Consider the following 18,041-nt stretch of genomic DNA (forward strand, 5'->3'; position numbering starts at 1 on the left):
AGCCCTGTGGAAGAGTAGGTCGTCGCTGGGTCAATGTTCCGCGATAGCTCAACGGTGGAGCACTCGGCTGTTAACCGATAGGTTGAAGGTTCGAATCCTTTTCGCGGAGCCATTATTTTAAATTATTTACGTCAGCTGATTATGTTTAGCTGACGTTTTTTACTTATATAAAAGATGAAATTAATACCATGAATAAATTAATGCCTTTCAAATATACTAAAAGTATATTTGAAATATAGGAGATAATTTATTATGTGTGATTATAGATTGGATTTTAGAGGTCTAATTACTTTAGAGGATTATAGTAGCATAGATGATTATATGGAATTAATTAACACAAACGACAACTTAACGATTACTATAACTGAAAAAAACAAGTTGGAATTAGAAATATTTAAAAGTATGCTAAGAAATAAAAATTTTTTAATATATGAAAAGATAAAAAATAATGATGGTAGCTATTCTATAAAGGTATGTAAAGGCAAGTAGCAATTTTTTGTTATGTGATTTATATCAAAATTTATGTTTAGAATTTTACTTGAACCTATGTTATAATATTTTATGTAATTCATAAAATTAATTGGTAGACTTATTTAACTAACGTTTAGGTTATTAATAGAGTATAAATTAAATGCTAGTTGAACTAAATCCAGTGTGTAGCAACCGTTAACTCAATGCTTTCAAAAGTGTAGGCTTACGGTGGTAGCCAATGGATAAATATATTTTATACAAATATTAGGGAGGTAAACGATTGTGAAAGAATATGTTATAGGAATTGATTTAGGAGGAACTAAAATAAGTGGAGCTTTGGCAAATTTAAGTGGGGATATAATAAGCAAATATGTATTACCTACAAATGCATCAGAGGGAGAAGAGAGTGTATTAAAAAGAATTTTTACGGTAATTGAAAAGGTTTTAGAGGACGGTAAAAAAAGTTCAGAAGAAATTAAAGCGATAGGAATAGGATCACCTGGACCTTTGGATGTTAAAAAGGGAATTGTAATTTCAACTCCAAATTTACCGTTTGAAAACTTTGAATTAGTAAAACCTATAAGCGAAAGATTTAATATTGCTACATATTTAGATAATGATGCAAATGTTGCGGCTATTGGCGAACATATTTTTGGTGCAGGAAAAGGAACTGAGAATATGGTGTTTGTTACAGTAAGCACAGGCGTTGGTGGTGGTGCAATATTAAATGGCAGAATATATAGAGGAAGTACTTGTAATGCTTTAGAGATAGGACATACAACAATTGAAAAGAATGGTCCAAGGTGTAACTGCGGAAATTATGGATGTGTTGAAGCTTTAGCATCAGGGACAGCAATTGGTAAAAGGGCAAAGGAAGCTGTTCAAAGAGGAGAAGAAACATCATTAAAAAATTACAAAGAAGTATCTTCCTATGAAGTGTTTAAAGAGGCCGAAAAAGGTGATAAAGTTGCTTCTGAAATATTAGATTCATGTCTTAACTACTTAGGAATATGTATAGCTAATATTATTGCTAGTTTTGATCCTGAAATGGTTATTATCGGTGGTGGTGTAACTAATGGCGGAAGCATAGTATTTGAAAAAGTTAGAGAAGTTGTTAAAGAAAGATGTTTTGATAGTATGGCGAATTCATGTAAAATAGCTCCAGCTGGATTAGGCACAGATGCAGGAGTTATAGGAGCTGTTGCACTAGCTATAACTGAGTCAGATAGATAAAGTAATATTAGTTAATTTAGAGACTGCATGGACATGCAGTCTCTTTTAATATTTATAAGAGTATTGCAAAATTAAAAAAAAGTATTATAATAATATTAAAGTCAAAGAAAGTCAAGGTTTAATAAGAAGGGAATTTTAGATGATTAGAATATCTGATACTATAGAGCAGTTCATAAAAGAAATGATATCTGATACTAAAAAAAATATGGTAGAGATCCAAAGGAATGAGCTTGCTAATCACTTTTGTTGTGCACCATCACAAATTAATTATGTTTTAACAACTAGATTTACTACGGAAAAAGGTTATTATATCGAGAGCAAAAGAGGTGGCGGAGGATGTATTAAAATATATAAAGTAGAATATGTTGAAAACAAACCTCTAGTAGATATAATACTGGATAAAATTGGTGGAAATATAACATATGATGGAGGCGTTAAAATTATAGATGCATTAATGGAAGCAGAGATTATAACTTGTAGAGAGTCCAATATTTTAAAGTCAGTAATCAATGACAGGACATTAGCATCAATTACTAATAATAGAAATAAAGTAAGAGCAGAAATATTAAAATCATCTTTTATTGCTATCATGTTATAATTTTACAAACTATATAAATAAATGTATAATCAAGGTGTATTCCTTTTATGGGTTAAGGAGGATTGATGACTTATGTTGTGTGAAATGTGTAAAAAGAACGAGGCAATTTTTTACGTCACAAAGATAGTAAATGGTAATAAACAGGAAATAAGATTATGTGAACATTGCGCTAAAAAATTTGATGGATTTAATGTTGTTAGTGAAATGGGAATAATATCTCCGTTTTCGTTTCAAAATATATTAAGTGGTTTGATGGATTATATTGGAGAAAGCCATAAAAATAGCACAGATACAGATGTATCATGTAAGAATTGTGGGATGACGTTAAGAGAGTTTAAAGAAAAAGGGTTATTAGGATGCAGCGAATGTTATAAAAATTTTAGTTCCACAGTATATCCTGTTATAAATAGGGTACAAGGTAAAGTTGAACATGTAGGTAAAATACCTAAAAAATGTGGTAAGGATATAATTGAAAAAAAGAGAATGGACACACTAAAACAAGAGCTTCAAAAAGCTATTGCACTTGAAGAATATGAAAAAGCTGCAAACATAAGAGATGAGATTAGAAAAATAAATAGTGAAGGGAGAGAAGAATAACATGCAGAATTGGTTAGAATGTGAAGAAGAACCTGACAGTTTAGTAATCAGCAGTAGAATAAGGCTTGCAAGAAATATAAAAGATGAGCCATTTCCAGATAAACTTTCTGATGAAAAAGCTAGAAGTATTGTAAATAAAATTGAAGATGCATTTTTTTCTTCATCTCATACTAAAGAAAATTTTAAAAGCGTTCATCTTTGGGGAGAAGACAACAATTCTAGGTTATCTTTTATAGAGAAGCATTTAGTTAGCAGCAAGTTAGTGGAAAATGACTTAAAGTCAGCTTTTATTTTAAATAATGACCAAACAGTAAGTATCATGATAAACGAAGAAGATCATATAAGACTTCAGTGCATTAGTGGTGGGCTTGATTTAGACGAAATTTTAGATTATTCAAATAAAATTGATGACTTAATTGAAGAAAAAATTGATTATGCGTTTGATGAAAAGATTGGATATTTAACTGCATGTCCAACCAATATAGGTACAGGATTAAGAGCTTCAGTTATGCTTCATTTACCAGCTTTATCTATGAATAATCAAATCAACGGCATATTAAATACACTTACACAAGTTGGGATGACCATAAGAGGATTGTATGGAGAAGGTTCAGGAGGATATAGCAACCTTTTTCAAATATCAAATCAGGTTACACTTGGTATTAGTGAAAGAGATATAATAGCTAATTTAAAAGCCGTTGTAAATCAACTTGTAAATCAGGAAAATCTTTCAAGAGAACAGGCGTTAAAAAATTACAGATATGAGCTAGAGGATAAAATATTTAGATCATTAGGTATATTAAAGACAGCTAGAGTTATTGATTCAGGAGAATGCTTAAAATTACTTTCCAATGTTAGAATGGGTGTAGAGATGGGAATAATAAATAATATAAATAAAAAGGTTTTAAATTATTTATTGGTGAATACGCAGCCTGCAACTCTTGGGAAAATGTTCGATAATAAATTAAGTGCAAAAGATTTGAACATAAAAAGAGCAGATTATATTAGAGAAAAATTAAAATAGGTGGTGATTTATTATGTTTATCAACAGATTTAATGAGAGAACAGAAAAAGTTTTAGTATTTGCAAAAGAAGAAGCACAGATGTTTCAACATGGTTATGTGGGAACTGAACATATACTTCTTGGAATACTAAAGGAAGATGAAGGGACATCAAAGAAGATTCTTAATAGCATGGGGGTTACAATTGACGGAGTAAGAAGCTTAATTGCAGAATATGAAGGAAAAGGTGATTTTGAGTTATATAGAAATGATATTCCACTTACACCTAGAACAAAAAGACTGCTTGAAATAAGTGCCTTAGAGGCAACAAATTTAAATCATAATTACATTAGTCCAGAACACATATTACTTGCGCTTATTAGAGAAGGAGAAGGAGTTGCAGTTACTATACTAAGTAACCTAAATGTTGACTTTGATAAACTTAGAAAAGAAATTTTATCAAGTTTAGCAGGAGGAAAAGAAGCTAGTCCAAGTAACAAAGCTGAAAATAAATCGGGAGAACCAACACCTACATTGGATCAATTCGGAAGAGATCTTACTGAAATGGCAGCTGATGGTAAATTAGATCCAGTAATAGGAAGAGACAAAGAAACCCAAAGAATTCTAGAAATACTTTGCAGAAGAACTAAAAATAATCCTTGTCTTATTGGTGATCCAGGTGTAGGAAAAACAGCCATTGCTGAGGGCCTTGCGGAAAGAATAGTTGCAGGTAACATACCAGAGATTTTAAAGAATAAGAGAGTAATTACTTTAGATATATCTTCAATGGTTGCTGGATCAAAATACAGAGGAGAATTTGAAGAAAGATTAAAAAAGGTAATGAATGAGATAAGAAAAGCTGGGAATGTAATATTATTTATAGATGAGATTCATACAATAATTGGAGCTGGTGGAGCTGAAGGTGCAATAGATGCATCAAATATACTAAAACCATCTTTAGCAAGAGGCGAGATTCAATGTATAGGTGCAACGACTATAGATGAATATAGAAAATATATTGAAAAGGATACTGCACTTGAAAGAAGATTTCAGCCAGTAATGGTAGGAGAGCCATCTTTAGAGGAAGCTGTTCTTATATTAAAAGGTCTTCGTGATAAATATGAAGCACACCATAGAGTAAAGATTACAGACGATGCATTAGAGGCAGCAGTAAACTTATCTGAAAGATATATTACAGATAGATTTTTACCTGATAAGGCAATCGACTTAATTGATGAAGCAGGAGCTAAAGTAAGAATAGAAAATTTAACGGCTCCACCAGATTTAAAGAGTCAAGAAGAAGACCTAGAAAAAGCAACAAAGGAAAAGGCTGATGCCATAAGACTTCAAGACTTTGAAAAAGCAGCAAGATTAAGAGATAAAGAAAAGGAATTGAAATCTAAGATAGAGGATTTCAAGGCTAACTGGAAAAATAAAAATGATGTTGAAAATCATATTGTAACAGAAACTCAAATTGCAGCAGTGGTTTCTAAATGGGCTAATATTCCTGTAGAAAAACTTACAGAAAAAGAGTCCGAAAAACTATTAAAGTTAGAAGATATATTGCATAAAAGGGTCATTGGACAAGAGGAAGCTGTTAAATCTGTGGCTAGGGCTGTTAGAAGAGCAAGAGTTGGTTTAAAAGATCCAAAGAGACCTATTGGCTCCTTTATATTTTTAGGACCAACTGGAGTTGGTAAAACAGAGTTGTCTAAGGCTCTTGCAGAAGCTATGTTTGGCGATGAAAATAGTATAATTAGGATTGATATGTCAGAATATATGGAGAAGCATACTGTATCAAGACTTATAGGATCACCTCCAGGATATGTAGGTTTTGATGAAGGCGGTCAACTAACAGAAAAGGTTAGAAGAAAACCATATTCAGTTGTGTTATTTGATGAGATTGAAAAAGCACATCCAGAAGTATTTAATATCCTGCTTCAAATACTTGAAGATGGAAGACTTACTGATGGTAAAGGAAAAACAGTTAATTTTAGAAATACAATAATAATCTTAACATCAAACGTTGGTGCAGCTACAATTAAAAAACAAAAGTCATTAGGATTTACTATGGGTAATGATAATAAAGATACTGAATATGAAAAGATGAAAGAAAATATAATGGATGAATTGAAACATTCTTTTAGACCAGAATTTTTGAATAGAATTGATGATATAATTGTATTCCATCAACTTGTTGAAAATGATTTGCAAAAAGTTGTTAAACTTATGCTTAAATCAGTAAGTGAGAGGCTTAATGACCAAGAAATAAATATTAAATTTTCTGAGGAAGCAGAAAAACTTCTGGCAGAAAAGGGATATGATCCAAGTTATGGAGCAAGACCTTTAAGAAGAACTATAACTAAAATCGTAGAAGATAAAATTTCAGAAGAAATATTAAATGGAGATCTTCACAAAGGCGATGAAGTTTCAGTAACTGTTAAAGATAATGAACTTGAATTTTCTAAGGCTTAAAAAGTAGGGGAGTTTTCTCCCCTGCTTTTTTGTTAGCTATAAAATTTAATATAATTTAACAAATATATTAAAAGATATTGTATAATAAATATATGGCATCAAGGAGGCTAGATAATGGCTAAAAGTAAAACAGTTTTTGTATGTCAAGAATGTGGATTTGAAAGCTTGAAGTGGATGGGAAAATGCCCGAATTGCAATACATGGAACAGTTTTGTAGAAGAAGTAGCTGTAAAAAGTGATAAAAATGTAATTTTAAGCGGAAATAATGAACCTAAATGTATAGTTAATATAAAATCAGGAGAACATGAAAGATATAATACTGGCATTGGTGAACTTAATAGAGTTTTAGGTGGCGGACTTGTAAAGGGGTCGTTAACTCTTATTTCAGGATCACCTGGAATTGGAAAATCAACTTTGCTTTTGCAAAGTGCAGATAATATAGCTAAAAGATATGGAAAGGTCCTTTATGTTTCTGGTGAGGAATCAGAAGAACAAATCAAAATGAGAAGTGACAGACTTGGTGTGAACTCCAACAATCTTTTTGTATTATCTGAAACAAACATGGATGTAATTTCGTTACAAATAGAACAGATAAAACCCATATTTGTAATAATAGATTCAATTCAAACAGTATTTAAAGCAGCTGTAAGTTCTGCACCTGGAAGTGTATCTCAAGTTAGAGAATGCGCAAATGAAATAATGAGAATAGGGAAGAGTAAGGGAATATCATTTTTTATTGTTGCACATGTTACAAAGCAGGGAGAGTTAGCTGGACCGAGAGTATTAGAACATATGGTAGATAGTGTGCTTTCTTTTGAAGGCGAAAGAACCGAGGAATTTAGAATACTTAGAACAATAAAAAATCGTTTTGGAACAACAAGTGAAATTGGAGTCTTTGAAATGGAAGAGGAGGGGCTTCTAGAGGTATCAAACCCTTCAAATGTATTTTTAGAAGAAACTAATTTTAAACAGGAAGGTTCAATTGTAATAGGAATTATGGAGGGCACAAGACCTATCTTAGTTGAAATTCAGGCACTTGTAAGTGAGACTAAGTCAGTAATGCCAAGAAGAACCGTTGTAGGTATAGATTCCGCTAGACTAAATTTAATCTTGGCAGTGTTAGAAAAAAAGCTTAAAATACCATTTTATAATTGTGATGTGTATGTAAACGTGGTAGGTGGACTTAGTATAGATGGCACATTTGCAGATTTAGGTTTAGCATTAGCTTTGATTTCTAGTATAAAGAATAAGGAGACAAAACTCGATAAAATGATTGTAGTGGGTGAAATAGGACTTACAGGTGAAGTAAGACCGATTTCTTATTGCGAAAGAATAGTAAATGAAGCAGAAAAAATGGGATTTATAAATATTATAATACCAGAAAGAAATATTGGAAAGATTAAAGCAAGTAAAATAGGTGCATATGGCGTATCTTCCTTAAGGGAAGCGGTAAATAAAGTATTTTGAATAAGGTGATAAATTGTGAATGAATTAAGATTAAAAAAAGACAAAATACTGATGGATGTCCTAAAAATTTTGGCTCCTGGTACTCAGCTTAGAGAAGGACTTGAAAATATTTTAAGAGCTAAAACAGGGGGACTCATAGTATTAGGTGACAATCAGAAAATAATGGATTTAATGGATGGTGGATTTAAAATAAATTCAGAATATAGTCCATCATATGTTTATGAGTTAGCAAAGATGGATGGAGCTATAGTTTTAAGTTCAGATTTAAAAAAGATTATAAGTGCAAATGTACAGCTTATACCAGATTTTTCAATACCAACATTTGAAACTGGTACTAGACATAGAACTGCTCAAAGGGTAGCAAGGCAAACAGGAAATGTTGTTGTAGCTATATCTCAAAGAAGAAATGTTATAACAATATACAAAGACGATATAAAGTATGTACTTAGAGATAGCAGTGTAATGCTTGCACGAGCTAATCAAGCTTTGCAAACTTTGGAGAAATATGTATCTGTCTTAGATAGAGTAGTAACTAATCTAAATTTGCTAGAATTTCAAGATTTAGCAACACTTTTTGATGTATTGACGGTAATACAAAGAACTGAAATGGTAATGCGAATTGTAGCAGAAATCCAAAGATATATATGTGAGCTAGGAAATGAAGGAAGACTAATTTCCATGCAACTTAACGAACTTGCCAAAAATGTAGAACAGGATGGAATTCTTCTTATAAGGGATTATTGTCAGAGTGGCATAGATTATAGTGATGTGTATAAAAATGTACAAAATATAAGTTCAGAAGAGTTCTTGGATTTAGACACTATATCAAGACATCTAGGATATTCTGGGGTGCCTATTGTAGATACACTTATATCACCTAGAGGTTATAGAATGCTAAGCAAGATTCCAAGGATACCAGCAAATGTAATCGAAAATTTGGTTAAACATTTTAAAGAATTAAAAGCTGTTTTAGAAGCTTCTTATGAGGAACTTGATAATGTTGAAGGAATTGGTGAAGCTAGGGCAAAGGCAATAAAAGACGGACTAAGAAGACTAAGGGAACAATTTATCTTAAATAGGCAATTCTAAGGATATTATGGCACTAGAGTTATACATTAGTATAACTCTAGTGTGTTACCTAAGATTATATTTCCCTAAGGTATTAATATTGTCGTTTTCTCTTATAAGTACATCGTATAAATTAATACCTAGAGTATTACAAAGAGAAGTCAAATAAAACAAGTGGGTTCCAATTTCGCCTTCGAGTACATCACGGCAGTTTTCACACAATTGTCCTATTACATGTGTTTGAAGACATTCACTTAGGTTATCTATATTTAAATTGGAATCATTTTCTGGAATTTGTTGCCTTTTGGCGTTAATTTCAATACAACCACAATTTGTAATAGACTTAGCGATAGCTCTATTAATTCTTGCATCAGATTCTTGCAATTTTGTTATTATGTCAATCAAACTTTTATGTCTAACTAAAGAACTTTCAACGCTGTTTTGAAAATCATCAAAAATTATATCTTTCACTAGGCTCATCTCCCCTTATAAAGAATTAATAAATGCCTTTATTTTGATTATAAAATCTTTACATTGAGTTTGTCAATAAAGGTTAAATACAAATTAGATTATATTTATATGATAAAACAAGTACTTTTTTATTAATAGGGGGATTTAGATGTTAATACATGCCATGTTATAAAAAATGGTATAAGCGTTTACAAGTAGTATGAAAAATTTTAATATAGTGGTATTATAATAACTATATATAAATATACCATTAACATTTTATTAAAAACGTTTACTTTTGTTGAAAATGTAATGTTTATATTATATATTAAGGACAAGGAGGAAAATGTATTAAAAAAAGAAAAACATGGTAATAATATAAATGGAGGTGAATATTTTGCTAAAAAAATTATTGAGGGGGCTATTTACTGTTATTGGCCTTGCATTAGGTTGGATTTTTGGCGGTGAATTAATAAATAGCGGTTCTATTTCAAAATTTATTTCGAAAGGTAATACAATTGAAACGGTCTTATTCTATATTTTTTCTATCTTATTTGTTGGATTAATATTTTTTATGGTGTCTCCTTGGGTTATTAAAGCAATTACTGGGACTATGGATTATTTTGAAACAAATATACAAAAGTTACAAATTTCAGAAATAGTTTTTGGAACAATAGGTGGAATTATAGGACTTATTATTTCTGTGTCAATAGTTAGCTTATTTCCTAAACCATCTCAAGTATTATGGATTCAAATATTATGGACAATTATTGAAATAAGCATATGTATTATAGTTGCTGCCTTTGTAGCAGATATATCTGTAAAAAAAAGAGAAGAGATAATGGGCTTTTTTTCAGGATTAAAAAGATCAAATTCTAATAGAGAAAAAAAGAGTAAAAATAATGTAAGAGGGACTGCTAAAGTTCTTGATACATCTGTTATAATTGATGGTAGAATCTTTGATATATGTCAAACTGGATTTGTTGAAGGTACTCTAGTAATACCAAATTTTGTACTAGCTGAACTTAGACATATAGCCGATTCATCTGATGGATTAAAAAGGAATAGAGGAAGAAGAGGTCTTGATGTATTAAACAGAATTCAAAAAGAGTTAAATGTTGAGGTGCAAATATACGAAAAAGATTTTCCTGAAATTCAAGAAGTGGATATAAAACTTTTGAAATTGGCGCAAGTTTTAAATGGAAAAGTTGTAACCAATGATTATAATTTGAATAAAGTGGCGGAATTCAAAGGGGTTCCTGTATTAAACATAAATGAATTAGCTAATGCCGTAAAGCCAGTTGTTTTGCCTGGAGAAGAAATGAAAATAACAATAGTAAAAGATGGAAAAGAATCAGGTCAAGGTGTAGCATATCTTGATGATGGAACTATGATCGTTGTTGAAGGTGGAAGAAAACACATAGGAGAAACGCTAAGTGTAGCAGTTACATCCGTATTACAAACAGCAGCTGGTAGAATGATATTTGCAAAACAAAAAGAGGCCTAGGACAAGGGGTAATATAATGAGTGAAAATTGTGCTATAGTTGTAGCAGGTGGAAAAGGAAGGCGCATGGGAAAAGCTATTAACAAACTTTTTCTTGAATTAAACAATAAACCAATACTGGCACATACTTTAGAGGCATTTGAAAACAATAAGAATATAGACTCTATAATACTTGTAGCTGGAAAAGAAGAATTGGAATATTGCAAAAAAGAAATAGTTTTGCCTTATTCATTTAAAAAAGTTAAGAAAATAGTTCCTGGAGGGGAAGACAGAAGAGACTCAGTCCTAAATGGATTAAAGGCTGTTACAGATTGTGATATAGTAATTATACATGATGGTGCAAGACCATTTATAGATGCTAGAATAATAGAAGATGGAATAAATTATGCAAAAATTTATGGAGCTAGTGCGTGTGGGGTTCAGCCAAAAGATACTATAAAAATCAAAAGTCACTCTGGTTTTTCTAAAGGTACACTTAATAGAAGTGAACTGTTTTGTGTTCAGACTCCACAGTGTTTTAGATTGGAGCTTATACTAAAAGCACATGAAGATGTGGCAGGTAAAAATATAAGTGTAACTGATGATACAAGTGTGGCGGAAATGTGTGGAAATAAAGTGTTTTTATATGATGGAAGTTACGATAATATTAAAATAACAACTCCAGATGATTTGCTACTAGGTGAAAAAATTTTGAAACATTTTAGTATTGATAACATTGATTAAGATAGAATTTCACATTTATATGGCTCACCCTATTAGTAGGGTGAGTTTTTAAAATACTATCTTAAAATTCATGTGTTTAGAACTTAAGCTTTACGATTAAACAATTGAAATGCTATAATCTTATTTATAGATAAATCAAGCTAATTAAAGCACATTTTTTATAATAATTACTTATGATATTATAATGAAAATATGATTTTGTTTATATATAAATTAGGAGGAAAAAATATGAGAATATACAACACAATGTCTAAGAAAAAAGAAGAATTTGTACCTATAACATCAGGAGAAGTGAAAATGTATGTTTGTGGGCCAACAGTTTACAATTTCTTTCACATAGGGAATGCAAGAACTTTTATAATATTTGATACAGTAAGAAGATATTTTGAGTATAAAGGATATAAAGTTAAGTTTATTCAGAATTTTACTGATATTGATGATAGAATGATAAATAAGGCAAATGAAGATGGCATAACAATTAAAGAACTTGGAGACAAATTTATTTCTGAGTATTATAAGGATGCAGATGGATTAAATATTGAGAGAGCTACAGTAAATCCAAGAGCAACTGAATACATTGATGACATTATAGAATTTGTACAGGAACTGATAAACAAAGGATATGCATATGAGATTGACGGAGATGTTTATTACAGTACACAAAAATTTCAGGATTATGGAAAGTTATCAGGACAAAATTTAGATGAATTAAAATCAGGAGTAAGAATAAATGTAGATGAAAGAAAAAAAGATCCTATGGACTTTGCAATTTGGAAAGGTAAGAAAGAAGGGGAACCTTCATGGAAAAGTCCTTGGGGTGAAGGCAGACCTGGCTGGCATATAGAATGCTCATGTATGGCACATGATTTATTAGGTGATACAATAGATATTCATGCAGGTGGAATGGATTTGGTTTTTCCTCATCATGAAAATGAAATAGCTCAAAGTGAAGGTAGAACTGGAAAAACTTTTGCAAATTATTGGATGCATGCAGCATACTTAAATGTAAATAATAAAAAAATGTCAAAGTCTCTAAATAATTTTCTAACTGCCAGAGATGCACTTAAAAAATTTGATTCTGAAGTTATAAGATTACTTATGCTTAGCGCACATTACAGAACTCAATTAAATTATAGTATAGATTTATTGGAAGCTTCTAAAACTTCATTAGAAAGGCTTTATAATAGTTTAGATAACTTAGAAAGTTTAAAGGAAGCATCTAATACAGAAAAATTAAATGATAAAGAAGTAGAATATATAAAAAAATTAGATTCATATAAACAAAAGTATATTGAAAAAATGGATGATGATTTTAATACAGCAGATGCTATATCAATTATATTTGATTTGATAAAAGAAATAAATGTAAATGTTAATGCTGACTTTTCAAAAGAGGCTCTTCAATATGCTATTGATTTAATAAAAGACTTAGGTACACCGTTAGGAATATTGCAGAAGTCTACAAAATCAAGTTTAGAAGATGAGATAGAAGAATTAATAGAAAAAAGACAAGAAGCAAGAAAAAATAAAAATTTCAAATTAGCTGATGAAATTAGAGATGACTTGAAAGCAAAAGGCATAACACTTTTAGATACTCCTCAAGGAGTAAGGTGGAAAAAAGCCTAATTAAGGAGTAGTTTTATGGAATTTGATTTATTAAAAGGAACTTTTACAAAACAAGATGCTAGAAATTTAAATCCACTGGTATTGGCTTTTGTAGGTGATGGGATTTATGAAATATTTGTAAGGGCCTTTATAGTTAATAAAAATAGGGAAATGAATGTTCATAAACTTCATGTGAAAGCAATTTCGTTTGTGAAAGCTCACGCTCAGAGCGAGCTTATGAAAGTTATTGTTGATGAGCTTACAGAAGAAGAAATGAACATATACAAAAGAGGACGAAATGCAAAATCAGCTACTGTACCTAAAAATGCAAATGTAGGTGAATATAGGATGGCCACAGGTTTTGAAGCACTATTTGGATATTTATATCTTACAGAACAAAAAGATAGAATTAATTACTTTTTTCAAATAATTGTGGATATAAAGCCATCCATTCACTAAATTGGAGGATATATAAATGTCATTGAAAGTAAAGATTATAGAACACACAAAAAATCCGGAGAGAGTAATTGCTGCAGCAGGTAAACTCTGTTATAGTTCTGCTGGAGTAGATGATATAATTGACAAATTAGATGAGAATAGCACAAAGAAATTTATAAATATGATAATGTCCTATGGACATTTTTCAACTATTGAACATGTGTCGTTTACTTTTGCAATAGAGGGAGTGTCAAGAAGTTTAACACATCAACTTGTAAGGCATAGATTAGCATCATATTCACAGCAAAGCCAAAGATATGTTAACTTAAAACAATTTGAATACATTATTCCTCCTGAAATTGAAGCAAATGTCGAGGCAAAAAAGCTTTTTATAGAATGCATGGAAAAAGATCAGGAAACATATGATAAGCTTGTTGACATATTAAAAAAAGTAGCATTAAATGCTTTAATTCAAGAATTTGTTTCAAAGAATAAATTAAGTTCAGAGAAGGAAATTACCGAAAAAGATAACAAAAAATTATTAAGTAATGCTGAAAAAAAAGCCATTGAAGATGCTAGATATGTGTTCCCTAACGCTTGTGAAACGAAAATAATCATGACCATGAATGCAAGGGAATTAATGCATTTTTTTAATGAAAGGTGCTGCTTAAGAGCTCAATGGGAAATTAGAGAATTGGCAAAAGAAATGCTTAAAGCTGCGAAAGAAATATCACCTATACTTTTTGAAAAAAGTGGACCTAAATGTGTTAATGGACCTTGCAGTGAGGGTAATATGACTTGTGGTAAAGCAGTAGAAATAAGAAAATTCTACTTAGATAAGAGGAGTTAAGATGAGGGAAATAAAACAAAAACAAAAATATAATAATAAAGCAGGGGCACATAAAGAAAACACTAATGCTTCTGAAAACTCAGATAGAGAAGATATAATTGAAGGTAGAAATGCTGTAATTGAAGCCTTGAAATCAGATAGAACGGTGGAACAAATATTGGTTTCAGGTGGTGATACTGAGGGATCAATAAATGTAGTATACGCATTAGCTAAAGACAAAGGAATTGTAATAAAAGAAGTTGATAGAAGGAAATTAGATCAAATATCTGTTACAGGAGCACATCAAGGTGTTATAGCATATGTTACTCCATACAAATATTGTGAAATAGATGACATATTAGAATATGCTAAATCAAAAGATGAAGATCCGTTTATAATTCTTTTAGATGAAATTGAAGATCCACATAATTTTGGATCTATAGTTAGAACAGCAGAAATATGTGGAGCTCATGGAATAATTATACCAAAACGCAGAAATGTTGGAGTAACCCCAACAGTATATAAATCATCTGCTGGAGCTGTAGAATATATGAAGATAGCTAAAGTTACTAATATCAATGTTGCAATAGATAATCTTAAGAAAAAAGGTGTGTGGATTTATGGTGCACATATGGATGGTGAAGGTTACTGTTTTGAAAGTAATTTTGCAGGGCCTGTGGCTTTAGTTGTTGGAAGTGAAGGAAAAGGAATTTCAAAACTTACTAAAGAGAAATGTGATGTCCTTGTAAAAATACCTATGAAGGGGAATATCACATCTCTAAATGCATCTGTAGCTGCTGGTATAATCATGTATGAAATATTAAAACAGAGGATTAAAAGAGGATAAAAGTGAAAAATATATTTGTTGATGGCTACAACGTAATAAATAGTTGGGAAGAATTAAGGGATAATAACACAGGAAGCATGGAGAACTCAAGAGCAAAACTTATCGACATACTACTGAATTATGGAACGTATAATGGGTATAAAATTTTTTTGGTTTTCGACGCACATCTTCAGGCCAAAAGCTTAGAAAAAAGGGAAAAGATAAGTAAAAACCTAATTGTTGTATTTACAAAAGAAGGAGAAACTGCAGATAGTTTTATAGAAAAATATGTGAATAGGATAGGGAGAACTTCAGAAGTTTTAGTAGTAACTTCTGATTCCTTAGAACAACAAATTATTTTTCAAAGAGGTGCAGTTAGGATGTCATCTATAGAATTTTATCATGAAGTGAAAAAAGTTGAGAATAAAATACGTGTTGAAAGTGACAAAAATCAGGATGGTAAAAGATACACATTAGAAGAGAGAATTGACAAGGAAATCGCTGAAAAACTAGAGGAAATGCGGAGAAATAAATAATAAACTTGACTTGTAAATTATTAGTAATGTATAATTTAATAGAATGTTTGGTGTTTATTGGGGGTGTAGTCTTGACAAAAAAAAGTAATGATATTATAGAATATTCAAAGTATGATGAATTATTAGATGAAGAAATTGTTATTTGTGCAAGAGATGGAGATAAAGTGGCACAGGAATATCTTATAAGTAAGTATGAAAACTTTGTAAAAATAAAAGCTAAATCATATTTTTTAATTGGCGCAGATAAAGAAGATATATATCAAGAAGGAATGATTGGTTTATACAAGGCAGTAAGAGATTTTAAGCCACATAAATTAGCATCATTTAAAGCTTTTGCAGAACTTTGTATTACAAGACAGATTATAACCGCAATAAAAACAGCTACAAGGCAAAAACATATACCATTGAATACATATATTTCTCTGAATAAACCTATATATGACGAAGAATCGGACAGAACTCTTCTAGATATAATATCCGGTGTAAGTGTAGCAGACCCTGAGGAATTAGTTATAGGAATGGAACAAGTCACAAAAATTGAGAATGAAATTGGAGAGGTTCTTTCAGCCTTAGAGATGGAAGTTCTTACATCATATATAGAAGGAAAATCATATCAGGAAATTGCGTGTGATTTAGATAGGGGTGCTAAATCTATAGACAATGCACTTCAAAGGGTAAAACGTAAATTAGAAAAATGTCTAGATAAAAAAAATGATTGATATTGACGAAGTGCCTACTGAATGTTATAATATATAACTGGTATACAAATATCGTAGGCTGTGCGGGAGTAGCTCAGTGGTAGAGCACTAGCTTCCCAAGCTAGGTGTCGCGGGTTCGATACCCGTTTCCCGCTCCAATGTAAATTGCCCATGTAGCTCAGTAGGTAGAGTGTCACCTTGGTAAGGTGGAGGTCACCAGTTCAAGCCTGGCCTTGGGCTCCAAAACTTGGAAAATGCAGTACGCGTGGAAGAGTTTACTATATAGATTTTTGGGAAATTAGCTTAATAAAAGGAGGAATAAATAAAATGGCAAAAGCAAAATTTGAAAGAAACAAACCACATGTAAACATAGGAACAATAGGACACGTAGATCACGGTAAGACAACATTAACAGCAGCAATCACAACAGTATTAGCACAAAAAGGTGGAGCAGTAGCAACAAACTACGCAGAAATCGATAAAGCACCAGAAGAGAAAGAAAGAGGAATAACAATCAACACAGCACACGTTGAGTATGAAACAGATAATAGACATTATGCGCATGTAGACTGTCCAGGACATGCTGACTATGTAAAGAACATGATAACAGGAGCAGCACAAATGGATGGAGCAATCTTAGTAGTAAGTGCAGCAGATGGTCCAATGCCACAAACAAGAGAGCATATACTATTAGCAAGTAGAGTTGGAGTACAACACATAGTAGTATTCTTAAACAAAGCAGATATGGTAGATGATCCAGAACTAATTGAATTAGTAGAGATGGAAGTAAGAGAATTATTAAGTGAGTATGGTTTCCCAGGAGACGATACACCAATCGTAGTAGGAAGTGCGTTAAAAGCATTAGAAAACCCAACAGATCCAGAAGCAACAAAACCAATATACGACTTAATGGCAGAAGTAGATAGCTATATACCAACACCAGAAAGAGCAACAGATAAGCCATTCTTAATGCCAATAGAAGACGTATTTACAATCACAGGAAGAGGAACAGTTGCAACAGGAAGAGTTGAAAGTGGAATTCTACATGTAGGAGACGAAGTAGAAATCGTAGGATTAAAAGAAGAAATAGGCAAGACAGTAGTAACAGGAGTAGAAATGTTCAGAAAGCTTCTAGATGAAGCAATGGCAGGAGACAACATAGGAGCACTATTAAGAGGAATACAAAGAACAGACATCGAAAGAGGTCAAGTATTAGCAAAACCAGGTTCAGTAACACCACACAATAAATTCGTAGGTCAAGTATATGTATTAAAGAAAGAAGAAGGCGGAAGACATACACCATTCTTTGACGGATACAGACCACAATTTTATTTCAGAACAACAGATGTAACAGGATCAATCAAATTACCAGACGGAATGGAAATGGTAATGCCAGGAGATCACATAGATATGAAAGTTGAATTAATCAACCCAGTAGCTATGACAGACAACTTAAGATTCGCTATAAGAGAAGGCGGAAGAACAGTTGGTTCTGGTGTTGTTACTTCTATAACTAAATAA

General features: G+C 31.5%; 18 protein-coding genes and 3 tRNA genes. 20 read left to right on the top strand and 1 reads right to left on the bottom strand.

Annotation, left to right across the window (positions count from 1 at the left end; genetic code table 11):
* The first annotated feature begins 37 nt into the window (after positions 1-37).
* From B8978_RS18075 to disA, 9 genes are all read left to right on the top strand, one after another.
* Positions 38-112, top strand: a tRNA-Asn gene (locus B8978_RS18075).
* Positions 113-252: 140 nt separating this feature from the next.
* Entirely contained in the window at positions 253-489 is a 237-nt protein-coding gene (locus tag B8978_RS18080) for a hypothetical protein (RefSeq protein ID WP_084117694.1), read from the top strand.
* A gap of 261 nt (positions 490-750) precedes the next feature.
* Positions 751-1,704: an ROK family protein gene (locus tag B8978_RS18085; RefSeq protein WP_084117695.1), complete on the top strand. Its 954-nt coding sequence runs from the start codon at positions 751-753 to the stop codon at positions 1,702-1,704.
* Between the two features lie 139 nt (positions 1,705-1,843).
* Entirely contained in the window at positions 1,844-2,302 is a 459-nt protein-coding gene (locus B8978_RS18090) for a CtsR family transcriptional regulator (RefSeq protein WP_084117696.1), read from the top strand.
* Positions 2,303-2,374: 72 nt separating this feature from the next.
* Positions 2,375-2,899: a UvrB/UvrC motif-containing protein gene (locus B8978_RS18095; protein ID WP_084117697.1), complete on the top strand. Its 525-nt coding sequence runs from the start codon at positions 2,375-2,377 to the stop codon at positions 2,897-2,899.
* Between the two features lies 1 nt (position 2,900).
* A complete protein-coding gene (locus B8978_RS18100; protein ID WP_084117698.1) occupies positions 2,901-3,923 on the top strand; it encodes a protein arginine kinase in 1,023 nt (340 codons plus the stop codon).
* A 13-nt stretch (positions 3,924-3,936) separates the two neighbouring features.
* Entirely contained in the window at positions 3,937-6,375 is a 2,439-nt protein-coding gene (locus B8978_RS18105) for an ATP-dependent Clp protease ATP-binding subunit (protein ID WP_084117699.1), read from the top strand.
* Between the two features lie 114 nt (positions 6,376-6,489).
* The gene (radA, locus tag B8978_RS18110; protein WP_084117700.1) at positions 6,490-7,842 is read left to right on the top strand and encodes a DNA repair protein RadA; all 1,353 of its coding nucleotides are present in this window, start codon (positions 6,490-6,492) and stop codon (positions 7,840-7,842) included.
* A gap of 15 nt (positions 7,843-7,857) precedes the next feature.
* Positions 7,858-8,931 carry a DNA integrity scanning diadenylate cyclase DisA gene (gene disA, locus B8978_RS18115; RefSeq protein ID WP_084117701.1) on the top strand — a complete coding sequence of 358 codons (1,074 nt, stop codon included), beginning with the start codon at positions 7,858-7,860 and terminating at the stop codon, positions 8,929-8,931.
* A 45-nt stretch (positions 8,932-8,976) separates the two neighbouring features.
* Here the strand turns inward: disA and B8978_RS18120 are convergent, their stop codons facing one another.
* Positions 8,977-9,381, bottom strand: coding sequence for a nucleoside triphosphate pyrophosphohydrolase family protein (locus tag B8978_RS18120; protein WP_084117702.1), 405 nt, complete (start codon positions 9,379-9,381; stop codon positions 8,977-8,979).
* A gap of 376 nt (positions 9,382-9,757) precedes the next feature.
* On the opposite strand from B8978_RS18120, the gene B8978_RS18125 reads away from it, so the two are divergent.
* The 11 genes from B8978_RS18125 to tuf all read left to right on the top strand — a co-directional run bounded on the left by B8978_RS18125 (position 9,758) and on the right by tuf (position 18,041).
* Positions 9,758-10,867: a PIN/TRAM domain-containing protein gene (locus tag B8978_RS18125; RefSeq protein WP_084117703.1), complete on the top strand. Its 1,110-nt coding sequence runs from the start codon at positions 9,758-9,760 to the stop codon at positions 10,865-10,867.
* Between the two features lie 16 nt (positions 10,868-10,883).
* A complete protein-coding gene (ispD, locus tag B8978_RS18130) occupies positions 10,884-11,588 on the top strand; it encodes a 2-C-methyl-D-erythritol 4-phosphate cytidylyltransferase (RefSeq protein ID WP_084117704.1) in 705 nt (234 codons plus the stop codon).
* Positions 11,589-11,816: 228 nt separating this feature from the next.
* Positions 11,817-13,214 (top strand): cysteine--tRNA ligase, encoded by a 1,398-nt coding sequence (gene cysS, locus B8978_RS18135; RefSeq protein WP_084117705.1) that lies wholly within the window; start codon positions 11,817-11,819, stop codon positions 13,212-13,214.
* A gap of 15 nt (positions 13,215-13,229) precedes the next feature.
* Complete coding sequence (locus tag B8978_RS18140; protein ID WP_084117706.1) at positions 13,230-13,652, top strand: Mini-ribonuclease 3; 423 nt, start codon at positions 13,230-13,232, stop codon at positions 13,650-13,652.
* Between the two features lie 16 nt (positions 13,653-13,668).
* Positions 13,669-14,481, top strand: a complete 813-nt coding sequence (gene thyX, locus B8978_RS18145) for an FAD-dependent thymidylate synthase (RefSeq protein WP_084117707.1) — start codon at positions 13,669-13,671, stop codon at positions 14,479-14,481.
* Positions 14,482-14,491: 10 nt separating this feature from the next.
* A complete protein-coding gene (gene rlmB / locus B8978_RS18150; protein WP_423236728.1) occupies positions 14,492-15,307 on the top strand; it encodes a 23S rRNA (guanosine(2251)-2'-O)-methyltransferase RlmB in 816 nt (271 codons plus the stop codon).
* Between the two features lie 2 nt (positions 15,308-15,309).
* The gene (locus B8978_RS18155) at positions 15,310-15,822 is read left to right on the top strand and encodes an NYN domain-containing protein (protein ID WP_084117709.1); all 513 of its coding nucleotides are present in this window, start codon (positions 15,310-15,312) and stop codon (positions 15,820-15,822) included.
* A 71-nt stretch (positions 15,823-15,893) separates the two neighbouring features.
* The gene (gene sigH, locus B8978_RS18160) at positions 15,894-16,541 is read left to right on the top strand and encodes an RNA polymerase sporulation sigma factor SigH (protein ID WP_242950596.1); all 648 of its coding nucleotides are present in this window, start codon (positions 15,894-15,896) and stop codon (positions 16,539-16,541) included.
* A 62-nt stretch (positions 16,542-16,603) separates the two neighbouring features.
* Positions 16,604-16,678 (top strand) — tRNA-Gly (locus B8978_RS18165).
* Between the two features lie 9 nt (positions 16,679-16,687).
* Positions 16,688-16,763: transfer RNA gene (locus B8978_RS18170), tRNA-Thr, on the top strand.
* A gap of 84 nt (positions 16,764-16,847) precedes the next feature.
* Positions 16,848-18,041, top strand: a complete 1,194-nt coding sequence (gene tuf, locus B8978_RS18175) for an elongation factor Tu (protein ID WP_084117628.1) — start codon at positions 16,848-16,850, stop codon at positions 18,039-18,041.

This window comes from Clostridium acidisoli DSM 12555 (assembly GCF_900176305.1).
GTDB classification, from domain to species: Bacteria; Bacillota; Clostridia; order Clostridiales; family Clostridiaceae; genus Clostridium_I; species Clostridium_I acidisoli.

What these genes read in the sequence shown, in the direction of transcription:
- B8978_RS18080 (WP_084117694.1), top strand. Translation starts at nt 253, where the DNA reads ATGTGTGATTATAGATTGGATTTTAGAGGTCTAATTACTTTAGAGGAT.
- B8978_RS18090 (WP_084117696.1), top strand. Translation starts at nt 1,844, where the DNA reads ATGATTAGAATATCTGATACTATAGAGCAGTTCATAAAAGAAATGATA.
- B8978_RS18095 (WP_084117697.1), top strand. Translation starts at nt 2,375, where the DNA reads ATGTTGTGTGAAATGTGTAAAAAGAACGAGGCAATTTTTTACGTCACA.
- B8978_RS18100 (WP_084117698.1), top strand. Translation starts at nt 2,901, where the DNA reads ATGCAGAATTGGTTAGAATGTGAAGAAGAACCTGACAGTTTAGTAATC.
- B8978_RS18105 (WP_084117699.1), top strand. Translation starts at nt 3,937, where the DNA reads ATGTTTATCAACAGATTTAATGAGAGAACAGAAAAAGTTTTAGTATTT.
- radA (WP_084117700.1), top strand. Translation starts at nt 6,490, where the DNA reads ATGGCTAAAAGTAAAACAGTTTTTGTATGTCAAGAATGTGGATTTGAA.
- ispD (WP_084117704.1), top strand. Translation starts at nt 10,884, where the DNA reads ATGAGTGAAAATTGTGCTATAGTTGTAGCAGGTGGAAAAGGAAGGCGC.
- cysS (WP_084117705.1), top strand. Translation starts at nt 11,817, where the DNA reads ATGAGAATATACAACACAATGTCTAAGAAAAAAGAAGAATTTGTACCT.
- B8978_RS18140 (WP_084117706.1), top strand. Translation starts at nt 13,230, where the DNA reads ATGGAATTTGATTTATTAAAAGGAACTTTTACAAAACAAGATGCTAGA.
- thyX (WP_084117707.1), top strand. Translation starts at nt 13,669, where the DNA reads ATGTCATTGAAAGTAAAGATTATAGAACACACAAAAAATCCGGAGAGA.
- tuf (WP_084117628.1), top strand. Translation starts at nt 16,848, where the DNA reads ATGGCAAAAGCAAAATTTGAAAGAAACAAACCACATGTAAACATAGGA.